Source organism: Burkholderia sp. MS455, assembly GCF_016899445.1.
GTDB lineage: Bacteria > Pseudomonadota > Gammaproteobacteria > Burkholderiales > Burkholderiaceae > Burkholderia > Burkholderia pyrrocinia_C.
Genome location: NZ_CP041780.1, coordinates 153,464 through 172,020, shown reverse-complemented (window position 1 = coordinate 172,020; position 18,557 = coordinate 153,464). Strand labels below are relative to the sequence as shown.

Here is an 18,557-nt window from a genome sequence, read left to right as displayed (position 1 = left end):
CTAGCGGCTGGTGCCCTTCGTAACGGTGGAAAATTTGCTATCCCCGCGAAAGGGCCCGCCTGGGGCAGAGCTTTCCACCAGTACGTGCCCGATCAGGATCTCTCCGCCAATCCACGCATCGCTTACGTGCAAAACATGGATGGCTTCCTCATCTTTACCCGTCCCCACCGGCACTTGTGCCACACAGTCCTTCAACTCAACCAATAGCTCGCCTCCTCTGGATTCGAACAGCATCCCGATAAAACCTTTATCGGAAAAGTCCAGAACGACTTCGAACGAATAGATTTTTTCACCTACCGTTGTGTCTGCTTATTGAGAAAGCACAGCGCATCAACGCTCCGCAAGCGCAAGGCATCGCATAGCAACATATCAAGCGAGATTGAATGCACGACTCCAGATAAAAATTCTCGATCATAACTTGAGCGATACAAATTAAAGAACAATTCAAACCGACTCCGCCACAAAAACGTGGAACCGCTCACGCAATCAAAACGACTGAGCACGAATCTCACTCCCACATCTCGCTGGCGAAGCCATTGTGCTCCGCCAGCCGCACTACCTTTCATATCGCCCGTGACTTCACTGTGAAATAACAGCCTGTCGACACGATACATTTATTCTGTACGCTGCCGATAACGATGGAATTTTAACAATTAATACACCCTTAGCTCCATTAATGTCGGTACCGAGATATATTTGGTCACCACCTCCTGCAGTCCAAGGTTTGGCATTTTTTCGGTGGGTGCTGCCATCCGTAATCGCATCCTTCCACCGATTCCCCCTATCATCTCTATGTGAAATATACTCAACAATGACATCCACCTCCCCTTCATTTACTGATTTCGTGCGAATGCACACCCTTCCCTGCATTCCTTGCCAAAAAGTTCCTGATTGGTCTTGCGTCGTCATCCCAATCTCGTCCCTTTGTATTACCCCATATTTATCCACCGCTCGCCCCCATACACCGTTACTCTCAGTCTCTACGATTACCTTTTCCTTCGTGTAAATTCGCACTCGACCAATTAGTGCCGCCAATACAGCGACTGGGTAACGAGGTTCTCCACTTATCGTGTACTCGCCGTCGTCCCACCAAAATTCACCAGAGGTGAAAGGCTGCTGAGTTCTAGGATCCGCGTGTGATTCGAATGTAATTTCCCATTCTTCCTTCAGGTTACCTTCGCCATCCTTATAATCCCCGATGACTTTCAACGTGTCCTGTGCTACGAAATCGACGTGAACATCACGAAACCGATTGATTTCGGATATAACGGTACCGTGCTCATATATACCATGCGCAGGGAGTGCTATCTCTATCTCCGCATTGCCGAATACATCGTCACCAAAGAACAGACGCCCGCCCTCCACTCGTTTAATCAGATTCGTTGGCCCTCTTACTACCCGAGCCGTAACACCAGATCGATCGCCGTCATACCCTGACACTAAGGCCGGCACAATGTCTATCCAATTCGTAGGGGGTCTTACTTCCACTTTCGTTCCGGAGTAATGCGCCTGTACTCGTCCGCCAACTACATTAACAACTTTTCCCCCAGGCTCCAATTCCCCGGTCTGCGGAACCTCAAACGCCACAACCTCAACTTGACCAATCACCTCCTTTTTCATTGCAATTGTGCCGTCTTCCTTAAATTCGCTCACGACCTTGTCCCACATATCTTTCGATGTCCTCCCGGGCGTGAACAACAACCGACCTCCTGCACTCGCCGGCTTGACCCAATCCGTCAATACTTTTTTGTCACCAACAGTTATCGTTATCGGATCCTGAGATACCGTCGGGCGTGCTTCTTTTTTTTCACGATCACCAAACCCTTCGCTATACGCCTTTTTCAGCGAATCTTGCAGCGCGCGCTTTGTTTGACTCCAATCATCGTGTTTCTCACGATATGCGCCGTCCTTCTCAAGGTTATCCAGTGCAAACTTAACCGCATTTCGGATGCTATTCGCTACATCACCATCGTTTACGGCGCTTCCACACTTAAAATCACCGTAATCCGTCTGGTCTTTGATAGCATACGCCACCCTCTTTGCATTTTCATCGTACCAATCATAGGCAAACTTACCCAATTGTTCCTTCCAATATTGATTTTTATAAACCTTTGGATCATAGGCATCTTTGTCGATATGTTGTTTGGCAATCGTCCCAGCGTCTTCGATAGCCTTTATCAGTGCATCATTCAGCCCAGCTGAAATTGAATCCGAATTGCGGAGACGATCGAATTTAAAAGCATCGAATCCTGCGCCCGATACATTATTCACCCCTACCGTGACGTTTAATTCCGGCATAGGATCAATCGTTGGAAAAAACGACCAGGAACCCAATTTAGAACTCCAGTCCCCAAGGAAATCCCATTTCCCTCCAACCGCTCTCACTTTGTTAATTTGCTTATCAAGCTCCTTACCAGCAACGATCATCACGGCGTGCTGCGTATAATACTTCCCATTTTCATCAGGAAATCCATTTCCATCTACTATACCCACGAATGCATAGATACCCGGCTCGATATTTTGAATGTTTTCATCTTTAATCGCTTGAAGCCAGACGGCCTTGCCGTCGTCACCGACACGCGCAACCTTGAGTTTGCCTGCTGTATACTCAATACCGCCACGCGCATAAAAATTCAAATATCCCTTAAGATCAGAAAACGATATCGCGCTATCCTTGACGAATTTTCCATTGATATCGCTTCTAAATTTTCCCAGCAATTCCGTCAATGCCAGGACAGCCTGCTGCAGATTCCAGCCTTCGCCATAGGCAACATTGAGTGCCGCAGCAATCTTGGCCTCTACGCCATCTGGTTCCTTTGGGGTGGTGTCTTTTTCGAAACCATGAGACGTCTTTTGATCTGCATCTTTGAGTGCCGCGAGGGAGACCTCCACCAGGGTCTTCTTGATCTCTTGAATTCCCTCTTTGGTAATCGCAAGACCCGCATCAGTTTTCTGAATGAAATTACCGTCCGCCGGGCCGATCTTCACCTCCAGCGCACCAGTCGTTTTGTCAAATTCCAGCCCGGATGCCGTGGTGACAATCGCAACGCCCAATTTGTCACCGGCTGTCGACAATCCACTCGGATTTGCCAGCGCAAGCGTCAGGCCTTCTGGCGTCGTAACAAGCCCCTTGCCGTAGTTCACATGCAAGCCGCCCGTGGTATCCAGTCCGCTATCACCCGCTTTGAGCGCGACCGTCAAGGCGTTCGAGGTTTGATCGACCTTCACCGTGGTCGTGTCCACCTTCACGGCGACTCCGTTCTCGGTTACTTCGACTCCAGCCCCCTTCTTGACGGTCAGCTTGTTGTTTGCGTCGAGCGCCAAACCGTTTCCCGGATTCAGTGCCGTCGCGTCTTCTGGCTTGGCCCCAAGCGCCTGACTCCCGACCGCCGCCAGGTCGATCAGATTCTGGTAGTCATCTTCGTTCGGCGTGGCGCCAGCCCGGTACTTGTCTTTCACACTCGCCACATTGATCGTCTTGTTAGCCATCTCGGCTCTCCTCATTCGAAATTTTTGGGCTTGACCGTCCGGCCAAGCTTCCTGGATACGCTCAATCGACGGGATTCACGTTGGATTCAGAATATGGTCCAGATCCACCGTCAGATTTCCGTTGGCATCGATTTTCAAGCCCTTGTTTTTTGCACACTGCACAAAAACAAATCCCTGTTTTGGATCGAATGCCACCGTCTTGCCGTCCACGTTCAGACCCACGTTGTAATCGCTCCACTTGAGTCCGTGGTTTTCGTCAATGTCCAGTGACACCTCTGTCCCGACCCGCAATGGCTTGACGGCTTGCACCGCGACGCCTTTAACGGTGGTCATGCTCTTGTCGCTGACGTCGACATAAACCTGATCGTTACCGTTGAGCTTCAACCCTCCGCCATTGATGTTGACTGCCACGCCAGTCGCCGTTGCGGAAAGCCCCCCCAGCTCAGCTGCCTTGACCGCCAGGGGCGTAATGGGGGCGGCGACCTCACCGTCTTTCTTTGAGGGATCTCCGCCAGCCAGGCCGTCGCCCGGCTGAAACGACACGGTGGCCACATCGATCAAATGCGCGAAATCCTGCTCGCTGGGCACATGCCACGCATCAAAGTTTTTCTTCAGCTCGCTCAGCGAGACTTTTTCCTCAATTTCCATGATATGGAATCCTATTCATGTTGCTGGACGACATATTTTTATTTGGGCTGTTCAACGACTAATTGAGTGACCGCAGCACGTCTTCCGATTTCGGCTTACTCTTCTCAACGTAGACCACGGCTTGTTCCTGGAGGTAGCCACTGCGCTTTGCCTCATCCAAGCCCAATGCGTGCTCCGTATAGGCTTTACTTTCATCCGTATTCGCGACGCGCACAAAGCCAATCCCCGTGCGCTGATCGACCGGTCGCTCGCCAATACCCAACAGACGCAACAGTTCGTACGATTGATCGCCCACCGGGCGCCCGTCGTTTTGCCAGGTCCGGTACTTGCACGCGAAGTTATCGAAATCGTCCAGCCAGTGAATCTGCAAATTCAGATGGCTGGGCATTTCCTCGCGCACGATCTGCTCGATCCATTGACTCAGCTCGGCCTTATTCTCACTGCCTTTGAGCCAGACTCGATTCAACACGATGCTCATCGTGAACGAGAAACTCTCGACCGAGTAGGGAACGGACCAGGCGTAAGCGTGATCAAGATCTCCCGTCGTCATATCCCAATGCGCCGCCGTCTGCTCTTTCGTATTCAAATCGACCGGCTCAACCGATGGCGGACTAGCCTCCGGGTGCTGCTTGACAGGCAAATCTACGATCCAGTTCACCGTCACGGTTCCCTGAATCGGATCGGCCGCAGCGACCTCGACTACGACATCCCGAAGCGCTTGTGTCTTCGTCAGATCATCCTTGGTCCACACGCTTTGCCAGCGCACCTTGGGCCGCAATGCAAAGCGTTGCCCGACCTTCAACCCGACCGGAAACGACGGCGTCACAAGCAACGTTGCCGTTCCCTTGGTATTGTCCGAACTCAGATATTGCAGTCCGTACACCACCCGCTTCAGCCAGACCTGCGCCAGCCGCCACTGCCAGATATAGAGGTGGTCCTTGTCCTGCAGGAGCTTGGTGCTGTACTTCAGTCGGAGGTGATCGCTCAGATTGATGTGAACCGATACCTTGCCTTGATCACTCGTTACCTCGTGAATCACGATCGCCGTAATCGGCTCGAGTAATTTGCCACCACTTTTCTCTGTTGCCCGCAGTTCGATCAACTGCCCCGGCTGGAGCTTCTGGGAATCCGCCTTGTCAAGAACCAGTGTCAGCTCCGTCTCATCTTTCGAAACATCGACCTTGCTGACGGTTTGCACGTTTGGCCAATCGGCCCCGGGGTGGATCTGCTCCGGCGCCGGCGCGCTGGGCAACAATTCCTGATGCTCGATCACATAGAACGGCAATGCCTCGTCGGGAAACTTTGCCGTTGACTGTTGCAGCGCTTCATCGAACAACATGCTTCCCACACCGAGTCGGGCCGCAATCTTGCGTTGCAGCGCCGACACCTTGCTGATGCTGATCGCTGCACGGTCATACGCCAGCCGCGTTACCTGGCGCAAGAAACCTTGCTGAACGCTGCGGAACTCCAGCGGGTCCGACGCCGATGCCGTCCCAGTGCGCTTGTCTTCCAGGGTCCGCAGCGCCCGTCGTTCACCGAAATACCCGAGCAGGTAATCGAGAATCTCCAGCTCTTTTTCATTGTCTACCGACTGGCCAAGACGCACCCACTGCATCTGGTCGAGCACGTCGGCCTTGATGCATTGCTGGATCTGCTCGACCGCGAGCGGATCTTCGTCCTTTTTCGGCCATTGCGCCGCCCCCCATACCTGTGCGGTGGGATCGCGTCCATCGAACGCCAGCAACCTCGGCAGTTTCTTCAACTGATCCGCACTATTGGCCAGCAGTTGCTCAAACGGTCGCAGGAACTGCAGCAAACGACGTGCAGCCTCGTCTTTACCGGGTGTAAAGGCCTCTGCGGACTGTTGCAGCCCGTAGACGGGCGGCAAACTCGCGCCCACGGTTCGATAGAATCCCGGATTCCGGTACCGACCGTACGGAACCTGCCGCAAGCGATCGTTCTTCGCCGTTTGAGCATCGCTGCGCAGTGTTCCGTCATACGTGAGTTGCACGCCGAACCAATCGGGCGCCACCGTCTGGCCCCGCTTGTAGATCGAAATAGATTGTTCGGGATGATCCAACAGGCCATCCGCCTTGACCCACAGCTGCACCTGCTTGCCCGGTGGAATTTCAATCGGCGCTTGATGCGCGTCCATCCATTGAACCGATTTGATGCCCGGCACCACCCCGACCACCGCTGCCGACAGCGTTTGCAACGAGATACGGTATGCACCGAGTTTGCCGTCGACCACCGGCCGCTGCGGGGGCAGTTGCGTGATCCACCCGTGCTCGAGCCGCGGCCCCGCATACACCTGTTCGGCGGGCTCCCCCTGAGCCAGACGATCGGCTGCAAATTGCCGCGTCGGCGCCGGCAGCAACGCCTGGTTGATTGCCCAGATCGCACGGGCGATCACCTCGTTCATCTGTTGATTCACGGGCAGATCGTCTTCGAGCACAAACTGGACTTTCGGGTTCTGAAACTCCACCGGCACCACCGGCTCGGGCACAATCTCCCACTCGCACAGATTGCGATGATCCTTCAGATATGTCTGCAGCGTATCCAGTGCGGCCTGCTGCGGCACACCTGGGGTGAGCGTCACCCACAGCCGATAGCGCCCCGCCACGTGATAGCGGGCTGCCTCGGGCGTGGTCTGCGATAAAAACTGGAACGCGTACTGATTCGGGTCGTAGGTGTATCCATAGCTGTCGCCCGGCGCGACCGGCGCGATCTGCACGTCCCTAAAACAAAACGTGTTGACCGTCGATTTGTCGTGATCCACCCCCACGGTCAAGTCCAGAATCGCCCGCCGGTAATCGTCGAGCGTCACCGGACTGCTGGTCAGCGACTGTTCCGGGCCGAACTCATGCGCAAAAATCCCGTCGTCGTGTTTCAGATGGATCTGCGGGGATTCAGTCGGGGTGGGCTTTGGCGTCGTCTGCTCCGTCAGCAAATCCGTCAACGGCAGCGTGTGCCGATAGCTGACGTCCGACACGCCGTAGCTGAACGCCTGCAGCAGCGTCACGCCGGGATCGGCGTCACCGCGCGCGCTCCAGCGTTGCCCTGCATAGACTTCCAGCGCGTCTTGCGCGGTCGACCACAACGTGTCGAAGTGAATCTGCTCCTGAATCGCCTCGCTCATTGCGGTGGCGCTTGTCGGTGCCGGCATCGTGGTATCAGCCATGGTTTTCGTTCTCCCGAATCCTCGGCGGCACGCGAAGCCGCCCTGGGCGCGTCACACGGACCGCCCGTCGATTGTTGTGTGCTAGCGGCAGCCGCATCAGGCGCCGCCCCATTGCCATGCGTATCGGAGATCGCTCGCGAGCGGTGTCGCGCGAGGCGGCGCCGCGCTCGACGACCAGCAAGCACGCTCGTGCGTCATCCATCTCTTGCGCCGCGTCGATGCGATGATGGGCGCACGGCGCGAGTGTGCGACGCATCGTGACGCCCGCCCCATACGGACGGAATGCCCGGCGCGTGCGCGACATCGGCCGGCCGCTCCCATCGCGCATCGCCTTGAGCCGACGCATCGCAACAATCGGGCAAACGCCTGTGCCGGCCCACCGGCAGGTGCGGGTGTCCGAATGCCGGTTCACGATTGCACCTCAAGGACGTCGGGTGGGGCGAGCCTAAATGCTTCGAGCACGACCGTGAATGCACCACCTGGCCATCCCTTGACTTCGACGGCCGCTTCATACGGCGTGTCACCACATGCACGTCCAATCTCGCTCTGTGAGTGCTCTGGATCAGGTAATTTCTTTGTGCTCAACTGCATCTCATACACGACCCACGTGTGAGGATCCCGGTCCGGCACGGTGAATGTGATGGGCTGATTCCCCAATGAAATCACGCCAACGGTTGAATTCGCCGCCAGGCCAATCGCCTTCTTGGGTTCTGGATCCACCCACCACAGGTGAATCGTGTCGTTCGCTCCTGCCAACGATGTCAGGGTTTCTGTCCCGGACAAGAGCAACCCCTTTCCGGCGCTGCCAATCTCCGTATCTCTGCTCACGTTTTCTTTCGTGACGTGATCCGTGTCTTGCGTGGAGCGCGTAAATGTCAGGATGGACGCGACGGCAGGTTCCACCTGCAAAACGTAGGGCGTCACCGTGCATGTCACGTCGGCCGGCAAGGCTTTCGCCGTTACCGTCAGGTTGGGCTTTTTCACCCATTTCCATTCGACAGACTGGAGCTTGGGCGTCGTGTCCATGGTCAGCGCCTGTTGCCATTGCCGCGCCGGTACGCTCGCATCAAAAACCGTCACCGCGCACGTCACGCAGACTTGATTGACCGCTGCAGCGATCCCTAAGTCCTCGGTTGCTTTCAGATCCGTTTTCAGGCGCAGCGCATAGACAGCCAGTTGCCGCGGCGCACGCGCGTCCGGCGTAAAACTGATGGCGCCGCCCAGCTTCGCGAGCCCGATCGACGACCCCACGTCCACCCCGTAGACCTCGCCCGGGTTCGGATCGACATACCACAACACCACTTCGTCGTCGCAATTGTCAGCCCCACGCGTCACGCCATGGGGCGTCACCGTGGTGGTAATCGGATGCAGTCCAGGCGCGTCCTTCACGCCACATGCTGTTTGCCCCTTCAAAGCCTCATCACTCATCGCGCCCGGCACCGCGAACTTCAGCACGCTCTCGAGCCACTGCGCGTCCTTCATGCCATACACATACTTCTCGAGTGTCGCGCTCCACTGAGCCGGCGCGGCCAACGATTGCTGATTCACCTGCGTCAAGCTCCATCGCGCCGCATCGCGCCACAACGCCGCCGTCGACGCCCCTCGCACATTCACCGTCACGCACGCGTCCACCACCGCCGACTGCAATGTCACGTCCGGCACCTGGTCGACCTTCAACCCCACCGCCACCCCCAACTGATGCACGCCACGCGTGCCCGCGCTCGCCCCCACATCGAAGTACCGGATCGTCATGTCCGCCCGTTCGCCTGGCGCCGGGCCACGCGGATCCGCATAGCACGCCGGATCCCACTGAACCGGCGTCGTGCTCGGCTTGGCCCACAGGCCCGCGCCACTCGGCGCTTCATCCGCCAGCCGCTGGCCGGTCTCGAGATCGACCAGATAGACATCCGCATCCGACGTCGCGATCGGTGCCACCCCCAGGCCTGTCACCAGCTTGGGCAGCGTCACCTGCACCGTGGCATGCTCGCGCCCATCCCCCACCATCGTCAGTTCTCCAAACTGCATGGCGCTCGTGCCAGTTGTTGGACACAGCCACGTCACCGTCAACCCGGTGTATTCGAGCGGCACGCATGTCACAACGGCCACCTGATTCGGCGCGATCGCGCCACGCGGCGCCCCGCTGGACGCATTCGCGTCGGATACGCCATCCAGATACACCGCGTTCACTTTCGTGACCTCGGCCACCGTGCGCAACACCCCGCGGACCCGCTCGTGCGTTACTGCCTGGCCGATCGCCTGCACCGTACCGTCATCCGAGGCCTGCGCCCACGGCGACAACGCCGCATCCAGCGCCGCCTTCGCCTTCGCATAACCGATCGCGCGACTCACCCCCACCGCATAGTCGGCGTCCCAGCTCACGCTCATCGGCACATAGGCCGGATTCACGCACGCAAGCGTCAGCCACGGCGAGGTACGGGCCTTCAGCCACGTCACCAGGTCGGCCAGGTGCGGCGCGCTCAGCCCCGGGCGGCGCACGTCCACGCTGTCGCTCAGGGTCGGCCCCGGCATCACCACGATCGTCTGCTTCAGCGCCCCTTTCTCGTCGCGCGCCGGCGGCAGCACCGTCAGCTCGCGGATGCCCGGATACTGCTCGTGGAGCAAGGTGGTCAGGTCGATATTGTTCAGGCCGCGCTCGCGGTGACGCAGGCGTCGCGCCACACGTGCCTCGAACACCGCACGCGAGTCCGCCGCCCGCCCGCCCGACGACGGCCACGGCTGCTCGACTTGCTGCACCGTCTCGGGCGCACCCAGCGCCTGCGTCACGTGCTGGGCCGGCAACCCGCCCTCGAAATGGTCCGCCTGCACCATCTCGGGCGCCACCAGCGTGGCCGTAACCGCGTTGGTCGCCAGACCCGTCAACCACGGCGTCCTCGCCAGGGCGATCTGTTGCGCATCGCGCAGCGGCAATTGACGCACCCGGCCACGCAGCCACATCCGGCCCGCCGGCAGGCTCGTGGCCATGCGGCTGGCATCGCCCGGCCAATTGACCGACCAATTCCCGCTCGTATGCCACGCCTGCGTATCGTCGATCACCGGCAAGCGCGCCCACCGTTCACCCGGCGTCAGGTATTGCCACTCCAGCGGCAGGGCCTCGGGGCTGTTGAGCTGCCAGTGCATGCTCAGCAATTGCTCCGCTTCGATACCGTCCAGCCCCAGGTACAGTTCCGCTTCGGCCGGCGCCTGCGTCGCCGCGTCGTCTTGCGCGGCGTAGCCGAACGGCGTGATCACCTGTTGGCTGACCTCGGTGTCCTGCGCCGTGTAATCGACCCGCAGCCCCGACCATTGCGGCACGTACGGTGCCTGCCACTGCGCCTTGGGCACGGCCACCGGTACCGGCGTCACGGTGGTGACCGCTTCCTCCTTCATCGCCGGCAGAAAAATCGGCTTGCCGTCTGGCGTCGTTTGGCCGGAATCGACCATTTTGTAGACTTCGCTCTGCTGGTCTTTCGCTTTGATCACCTCCGGCACCAGCTGCTTGGTCGTCTGTTCGGTCACGAACGTCACCACCTGCTGCGGCGCCTGCTGATGCGCGGCGTATGTCGCTTGCAGGAACGACTGGCCCAACGCCACCCGCACCCGCCACGGCCACTTGGCCGGATCGTCGTCGTCCGGCGTCGGCGCATCGGCCGCGGCCGTCGGCACCGACTTGAGCAGCACGCTCAGTTGTTGCCCGACCGGCGGCTTGTCCTTTTCGTTGTCGAACAACGATTGCGCCTCGCCCAGGCCCACGGGCGCACCGGTCTGTTGGACCAGCGTGGCCTGTACCTTGAAAGCCGCGTTCGTCGTCGGCTTATCCGGATACCCGCCATCGGCAACAATAAGCTGCTTGACCTCCGCTTGATTCGTGACGCGCCCGGCAAGCGTGGTTGACCCATAGTCCGTCAGGTGATCCAGCGTCTTGCCATTTTTGAGATCGACATTCAGATCCTGATCCAGCTTCAGCCAATCGGTGGTCTTTTGTTGCGCATCCGGCCCATACCAGTCCGGGAACGACTGCGGCGGCAAGCCCGCCCAGGTCGGCGTCACCGTCACCTGCTGCAGCTTCGGCCCCAGCCGCCACCATTCCGCCGAGATCAGGCTCAGCCCGCTGCCGGCCTGCGCCGTCTCGCCAAACGGCAAACCACCCCCGTTCAGCGCCGTGCCGTCGTCCGTCGCGCAATGCACCCCCACCGCCCCCGTGACCGTCAATTCGATCTGGGCGATCGGTGGCACCGGCTCGCCCGATTCGTCCGTCACCCGCAGCAAGGGCGTGGCCGCGTGCAAGCCATCGAGCGCCGTCACCGCGCTGGGCACTGCGCCATTGGCCGCCAGCTTGACCGTCCACACCGTCGCGTCGGACGCCTGCTCGCAGTCGAGTGCCACCCACGCATCGGCCACGCTCAGCGCCATGCGCAGCGGCCCCACCGGCGCCGTCTTGAACGTCACCTTCCACTGCCGATCACCGCCCGCGGCGGCCAGCACCGGCGAGCCCACGATGCGCCCGCTCGCCACCGCCCGGTCCGCGTCCGGGCGCGGCGCCTCGCCCGCCTTCGCCGGCGACGCCTCGAACAAGCGCACGCCGGCGGACGGCCACGGTTGCCCGGCCGTCTCATCCAGCACCACACGCGCCCGACGCCCGCCCGGCACGCACGGATCGCGCACCACCCACCGCAGGTCCGTCACCCGGGCCGCATTCGCCGCCAACGGCTGGTCAAGTGCATAACGCAACGGCGTGCCCGCGCTGTCCTGCCCCGCATCCAGCAGCAAGCCGGCCGGCAGCATCTGCTCGCGCACCCCGTCGGTCAGCGCAATGCGCACCGTCACCTGGTCGGCCTGCGCGCCACGCGGCGCGACCGCCAGCATCTGCCGGTAATACAGATCCCGATACTGGGCCGGCATCTGGTTGAGCAGCGCCTGCGGCGTTTCCAGCAGCCCCAGCAGCGCCAGCAGAAATGCCCGCTCCGGCGGCATGCGCCCATCCGCGTGCTCCGGCGCGTCATACCACGCAGCCAGCCGCTCGCGCACGTACGACCACGCCAGATCACCCATGCCCTGAATCGTCACGGATTCCTTGGCGCTCGGATCCCACGCGCCCGCCTCAAACCCCAGCACCACCTGTGCCCAATTGGTGACCATCGCCGGCCACGTGGCACCTCCACCGAACGTGCCATACGGCAAGCTTCGGCTATAGGCCCGAAACGTATCCAGCCGCGTCCCGATCGTCCGGTCGTCCAGCACGAACGCCGCCGTTTCCTTGTTTGCCACAGTCATGGCTGCTGTCCTCTTCGCTTCGCGTGTTATCGTCGTCCTGCTTCCCGGCTCGTCAGGCGGCCTTCACCTTCACCTGCGTCACCACGAACCGGCCCTTGCCCGGCGTCGGCACGCCGACGGTCGGATCCGGCATCCCGGAGCTCGGGTCCGTCGCCGGCCCCGTCGGGATGAACATCGCCTGACATTCCCCCCCCTTGATCAGCACCGGCGGCCCACTGAGCACCTTTTTGGCCACCTGGTCGGGGCCCGCCATCACCAACTGCACCATGCCCACTCCCGGCACCGTAAAATTCCCGGCCGTGTACGGCACCCCCGGCACCACCACCTTCGTCAGGTCGCTGATCACGCAGCCGGGCTTGCCCATCACCATGAACCGTCCCGTGCCCGCCAGCACCGCCTGCGCCGGCGCCAGCAAGGTCCGGTTCCCGAACGTCGGCTCAAAGATCACCAGGTCACCCGTGGCCACTACGAGGTCGCCCATGAATTCCAGCCTCCGTCCACGCCGTCCGACAGGTTCAGGCTGCCCGACACCTGCCGCGTTTGCCCCGCCAGTCGATAGGTGAGCTCGATGCGCAAGGTCCCCGCCTGCCGCGCGTCCTCCTGCATCGCGATCGTCACCCCTTCGGCGCGCGGCTCGTAGCGCGCCACACTCTCCGAAATCCGGCTGTGCAACGACGCGAGCGTCGCCTCCGACACGTTCTCGAACACCATCGATTGCATGTCGCAGCCATAGGCCGCGCGCATGATCCGCTCGCCCGGTTGCGTCTGGAACAGCATCGCCAGACTCTGCGCAACGTTATCCGTGCCCGCGGACATCACCACCGCGCTGCGCGTCTCGATATCCTGCCCAACGACCGGCGCCGGCAAGTCGAACGTCAGCGGAAACTTCCATCCCGTGCCGTACAGTCTTACCAGTTCGTTATCCTGATTGTCCATCGTCCGCTCCCTTGCATCCGCGACCGACTCTCGGTCAGCCCAGGTTGATGAGGCTGCCCTTCACGTTCGTGATCCCGCTGCCTCCCACATCCGTCATCTCTCCATCCACCTTTACTATCGGTGCCTTGACGCTGGCCTCGGCCGTGCCGTCGATCGCCACCTTCGGCGCCCCGACGCTCACCTCCGCCTCGCCCTTGAGCGATACCTTCGCCCCCTGCGCCTTCACCGCTTCGTTGCCGTTGATCGTCACCGTCATCGTGCCCGTCACCTTCGTTTCATTGGCCGAGAGCGTCGCCTTCTCCGGCGTCAGCGACAGCTGTCCCTTCTCGCTCGAAAGCGCCACGCTGGCCTTGCCCCGACCCGTGAGGTGATCCTTCGCGTCCAGCACCACGTCCTTGTCACTGTCCACCTTCACGCCGGTCTTGCCCGACACCGTCACCTGCTCGTCGGCCTTGAACTCCACCGTCTTCTTGGTCTTCCACGATGCGCCCCCTTCCTTCACATCGATCTTGACGTCCCCCTTCAGGTTCGTCACCGCCACCCCTTTGGCCAGATCCACCACCACCTGCTGCTCCGGCTTCTTGTCATCGCCCACCACCCACGTCGCCTCGTGCTTGTCCCGATCAAAGCTCAGCTCCGCACGCTTGCCCTCGTGCCGCAATACGATCCCCTTCTTCGCGTTCTTCGCGCTCGGCTCGATCGCCGCGCTCAGCTTCGGGTTGTGCAGCGACGCCACAATCACCGCGTCGCCCCCCACAAAGCCCAGCGCCACCTCGTCGCCCGTCTCCGGATAGAACGTCACCCCGCTGTCCTTGCTCGCATACACATGGCCCATGCGCGCCCACAGGATCTCCGAACCCAGCATCGGCACGGTCACCGGCAGTCGGTTCCACCCCTTCTTCGGGTCCGCCTGAAACTTCGCCACCTTGCCCATCACCAGCCCCGACGGCGTCGGCAGCGGCGGCGCCATCGCCGCCTGCTCGTCCAGCCCGATGCCCACAATCGTCTTGCCGACCCGGCTCTCCGCGTCGCAGACCACCTCGACGCGCGTGACCAGCGCCTTGCCATTCAAATGCGTACCGAATCCGCTCAGTTCCAGCGTGTCCCCCACCGCATACGACTGATACCCGGCCAGCGTCAGCGTCGCCCACACCGCCTGTGCATGCTGCGCGGCGAGCCAGCCGTTGACGGCCGCCTGTTCAAGCGCGGGTTCCCACTCCCCGATCAGCAATGCCTGTCCTACCCCGCCCAAAGCATCCACGCTCGCCGGCTTCAGGCCCCCGTCCCCCAACGTCACCGGTTTTGCCGTCTTCGATTCCGCCGTTTGCTTGGCCAGGTCCCAACTCGTGACCTTCAGCCCTTTGGGCTGCATCAGCCCGGAGTACTTCCATTCGATATCCAGTACCGTCGCACTCCCCGCGCCCGGCTTGGCCGCGATCCGGTGCGTCTTGCCGCCCAGCTTGGGCACCTGCACTTTCACTTTGCCGTCCGCCTGCGGCCACAGCCACGCGCCATGCTGCCCGAGCACCGCCCGCACGAATTGCCAATCCGAGCAGCTCCACTGCGCCCGCTGCACCGGCTCGTCCGCCGCCAAGGTCACGCTCGCCGTGACCTGATGGTCGTTCAGCACCTCCTTGATCACCTTCGTATCCGGCCCCGGCTTCCAGATCCGGCTGCGCACCGTCGCCTTCAACCCCTGCAGGCCCGGCTTGAGCCGCAACTTGATGCGTCGGCTCTCCCGGCTCACGCGCACCTCCATCGCTCCCACCTTCCCGGTGAACACGGTTTGCTTGCTCACCTTCACCGTCGCCGTCTGCCCCACCGCGCACTGCTTGAGCAAGCTGTCGAAGGCCGCATCGTCGTCATGGGCCACGTGCGGCGTTATCAGGACCACCGTCGCCGACGGAATTTCGTTGACCGCATGCCGTGTCTCGACCCGCTGCACCGTCACCTTCGTGGACGCCAGCGTCTGACCGCCGAGCTGCACCACCACCTCGGCGGGCTCCACCGCGCTCGCCGCGGCGCCTTTGCCCCCTTTGCCACCTTTCGACATCAGGCCGCTTGCCGCATCCATCAGGCCGGTCGCCGCACCGGCCAGTTGCGCCGCGTCTCCCACCTTGCTCGCCCACCCGTTCAACGTCCCGCCCAGCGCGTCTTGCCCCGAACCGAGCGCCTGCGATGCCTGATCCGAGACCGCCTGGGTCGCATCCGACGCCGCGTCCTCGACCGTCTTCGCCGCCTGCTTGATCCGGCTCTTGAACGATGTCATGTTCATCTTCTCCCACGGATCCCGTTATCGTTTCGCAACCAGTGACTTGCCGGACGGCAACTCGGTCAGGTTATTCAAATCGTTGTCCTTCGCGTGCTCCAGGTATTTCTTCTCCCCTTCCGGAAACGTCTGCGGCAACGGCGTCTTGTCCTTGACTTTCTCCGTTTCCTTGGCCAGCGCCCCGCCGGCCTTGAACTTGGCCATCTCGTCGCTCGTCTGGGCCCGCAGCACCAGCTTTGCCGTCGCGCGCAGCGGCGTAGCATTGCGATCGAACAAGGTATAGGCCACTGACATCGAGACCAGGCGCCCGTCAAAATACCCGTGCCCGTGCCAGCTCATCTTGCCCCACGTCACCCGCAAATAGGGCGATTCCCCTTTACTGCCGACCGTAAAGCACAGCGCGCGCAAACTGCTCAGTTGCTCATCAACCGGCTGCCCGCCGCGCGGCCCGCGTGCATCCAGAATCAAATCCAGCGTCAGCGTCGGCACATTGACTTGCTGGTACCAGCTGTCCTCTTCATGCTGGTTCACGCCCGCGACCTCGTTATACTTCGCCGCGTAATAGAGGTACACCGACTCCGGGTTGTACATCGCGTCGAGTGAGCCGAGCTTCGAACTCTTATCGCCCGACTTGTACGACTCCAGCTTCAGTTTTGCCAACCCGCGTTCGAGCAGTCCCATTACAGTCGCTCCCGTTGTTCGCTCAACCACTCCAGTACCCGACGCGCGACCTGCTCGACCAGCTTCGCCCGCTCCGCCTCGCTGAACGTCTTGTCCATCGCGACCGCTCGGCTCGGTGACGTGTCGTCAACCACGCGCGCTTCGATCACCAGCTCCCGGATCTCCAGCGTCATCCCGCCACCCCCAACCAGTGCATTTCCCGATACGCCAGCTCCAGCGTATCGACCAACACCGTGCTGCCCGATGCATCCAGGTTGCCCGTCTGCCATTTGACCGGCAACGCCTCGGTCACCGTCCAGCTACAGATCGGGACCATCTGACTGGTCAGCAACAGGATCACCACGTTGATATACGTGCTCTGGAACTGGCCCAACACATGATTGAACAGCAGCGTGACCGGCGTAACCGTCATCACGCCACGCTCGAGCACCAGCGTGCCGTGCGACACCCGCTCGGCCAGATTGACCAGCCCCAGATTCTCTCCGCCTTCGCGCAGCCCCGTCACCTGCAACTCGCGCCCCAGCCCCGACACCCGTGCAAACCGGATGTCCAGCGGACTCGGGATCCCCTTGATAAAAAACGTCGCTAGAAACCGGTGCGACAGCGCCGGCTCCACCAACAACGGACTGACCAGGTCCGGCAGTTTCATGGTCAACGGATTCAGATCCAGATTCATGCCTGTTCACTCCCTGCTTGATCGGCTGCACCGGCCTGGGTCTCACCCGCCTGCAACACCAGCTTCACCTCGATAAACTCCGCCGCATGCAGCAGCGCGACCCCGATCGTGACGATCAACCGCCCCGCCTCGATATCCACCGCCGTCATGCTCTCGTTACGCCCCACCTGCACTGAGTACGCATGCGCCTCGTCCGCGCCGGCCAGCCCACCATCGAGCCACAGACGCCGCAGCCACGCGCTGCACAGGCCGCGCAACTGGAACCAGGTGATTTCATGGTTCGGCTCGAATACCGCAAACCGGCAAATCTGCCTCAGGTTGGTCTCGATCCACGTCACCGCGCGACGCACCTGCACGTAACGGAACGGTGAACCGGCCCGCCCGTCCAGCGTGCGGCAGCCCCACACGCGTGTGCCGCGCCCCGCAAAGCTGCGGATCAGGTTGATCGTCACCTTGGACACATCAAACCAGCCACTGGTCAAGGTCTCGCGGACCTGGGGCTTCACCACATGTGCAAGCGCCTCATTGGCCGGCGCCTTCCATACTCCGGACGCCGCATCCGTGCGCACATACACACCCAGCACCGCGCCACACGGCGGCACCACCCGAAACCCGTCCACCTCGACCACACTGACGTCGGCCTGCGCCGATTGCCGGTAATCCGTCACCAGATGCGGCCCGTACAACGCAGCGTGCTGCCCGAGCGCCCCCAACGCCTGATCCCCGCGCAGCAGCTCCACACAGGCGCGCGCAGTCGCCGGCTGGCTGGGCGCATCCAGTACGAAAAACAGGTCCGGGCGGCTGGCGCACGCACTCAACAACACCCGCCAGGCCGCAATCAGGATCGACTCGACCGAGACTGCGCCCTGCAGCTGAGCCTCGGCAGAGATCCCCATCCATTCGACTTGCGTCACCAACTGCGGCACCGCCGCCAGCGTGATCGTCGGCTCGCTCAGTACCCGGCCACTGACTTCCTGCACCAGCGTCTGCCACCAATTCGCAAACTCCGTCGCCGTGCTCAGGTCCCCGGGGGGCTGTGCGGTCAACACAAAGCACGGTCCGCCCCCGTTGTCGAAATAGTGCTGCACCGTGTCGCACAACACCGGCGGCCATACCTTTGCCTCGGCGGGCAACTGCTCCCACGACGCCACACTCGACCAGCACGCGGCATCCGAATCGTTATGCGGCACCGACGACCACCCGATAAACACCGGCACCGCACTCGGCAACTCGTCGCTCCAGCCATCGGCCGCCATCGTCGCCTGTGTCAGACGCACACCCGGCTCCAGCCACGCTTGTTCGATCACCCCAGCTTCGCCCATGGCGCCGCTCTCCTCATTGTGTTCATGGCCCGCTCGCGTTCACCGCCGCAACGGCCATCCGTATCGGCTGTCGGATCGACCTTC

12 protein-coding genes are annotated in these 18,557 nt (G+C 61.2%); all 12 read right to left on the bottom strand.

Annotation, left to right across the window (positions count from 1 at the left end; genetic code table 11):
* On the bottom strand, window positions 1–234 hold the full coding sequence (locus tag FPJ27_RS36115) for a hypothetical protein (protein WP_204426429.1): 234 nt from the start codon (window positions 232–234) through the stop codon (window positions 1–3).
* Window positions 235–579: 345 nt separating this feature from the next.
* Window positions 580–3,489, bottom strand: coding sequence for a hypothetical protein (locus tag FPJ27_RS36110; RefSeq protein ID WP_204426428.1), 2,910 nt, complete (start codon window positions 3,487–3,489; stop codon window positions 580–582).
* A gap of 75 nt (window positions 3,490–3,564) precedes the next feature.
* On the bottom strand, window positions 3,565–4,137 hold the full coding sequence (locus FPJ27_RS36105; RefSeq protein ID WP_204426427.1) for a hypothetical protein: 573 nt from the start codon (window positions 4,135–4,137) through the stop codon (window positions 3,565–3,567).
* Window positions 4,138–4,195: 58 nt separating this feature from the next.
* The gene (locus tag FPJ27_RS36100) at window positions 4,196–7,318 is read right to left on the bottom strand and encodes a hypothetical protein (RefSeq protein WP_204426426.1); all 3,123 of its coding nucleotides are present in this window, start codon (window positions 7,316–7,318) and stop codon (window positions 4,196–4,198) included.
* Between the two features lie 408 nt (window positions 7,319–7,726).
* On the bottom strand, window positions 7,727–12,589 hold the full coding sequence (locus FPJ27_RS36095) for a hypothetical protein (RefSeq protein WP_204421646.1): 4,863 nt from the start codon (window positions 12,587–12,589) through the stop codon (window positions 7,727–7,729).
* Between the two features lie 52 nt (window positions 12,590–12,641).
* Window positions 12,642–13,070 carry a hypothetical protein gene (locus FPJ27_RS36090; protein WP_204421647.1) on the bottom strand — a complete coding sequence of 143 codons (429 nt, stop codon included), beginning with the start codon at window positions 13,068–13,070 and terminating at the stop codon, window positions 12,642–12,644.
* On the bottom strand, window positions 13,055–13,525 hold the full coding sequence (locus tag FPJ27_RS36085; RefSeq protein WP_204421648.1) for a GPW/gp25 family protein: 471 nt from the start codon (window positions 13,523–13,525) through the stop codon (window positions 13,055–13,057). The genes FPJ27_RS36090 and FPJ27_RS36085 overlap by 16 nt, the downstream gene beginning before the upstream one ends.
* A 34-nt stretch (window positions 13,526–13,559) precedes the next feature.
* Window positions 13,560–15,794: a contractile injection system protein, VgrG/Pvc8 family gene (locus FPJ27_RS36080; RefSeq protein ID WP_204421649.1), complete on the bottom strand. Its 2,235-nt coding sequence runs from the start codon at window positions 15,792–15,794 to the stop codon at window positions 13,560–13,562.
* Between the two features lie 24 nt (window positions 15,795–15,818).
* Window positions 15,819–16,475, bottom strand: a complete 657-nt coding sequence (locus FPJ27_RS36075) for a hypothetical protein (RefSeq protein ID WP_204421650.1) — start codon at window positions 16,473–16,475, stop codon at window positions 15,819–15,821.
* Complete coding sequence (locus FPJ27_RS36070) at window positions 16,475–16,648, bottom strand: DUF5908 family protein (RefSeq protein WP_204421651.1); 174 nt, start codon at window positions 16,646–16,648, stop codon at window positions 16,475–16,477. Before FPJ27_RS36070 ends, FPJ27_RS36075 begins: the two co-directional genes overlap by 1 nt.
* Window positions 16,645–17,124 carry a phage tail protein gene (locus tag FPJ27_RS36065; RefSeq protein WP_204423214.1) on the bottom strand — a complete coding sequence of 160 codons (480 nt, stop codon included), beginning with the start codon at window positions 17,122–17,124 and terminating at the stop codon, window positions 16,645–16,647. The genes FPJ27_RS36070 and FPJ27_RS36065 overlap by 4 nt, the downstream gene beginning before the upstream one ends.
* A gap of 23 nt (window positions 17,125–17,147) precedes the next feature.
* Complete coding sequence (locus FPJ27_RS36060; protein WP_204421652.1) at window positions 17,148–18,473, bottom strand: phage tail sheath C-terminal domain-containing protein; 1,326 nt, start codon at window positions 18,471–18,473, stop codon at window positions 17,148–17,150.
* Window positions 18,474–18,557: the final 84 nt, after the last annotated feature.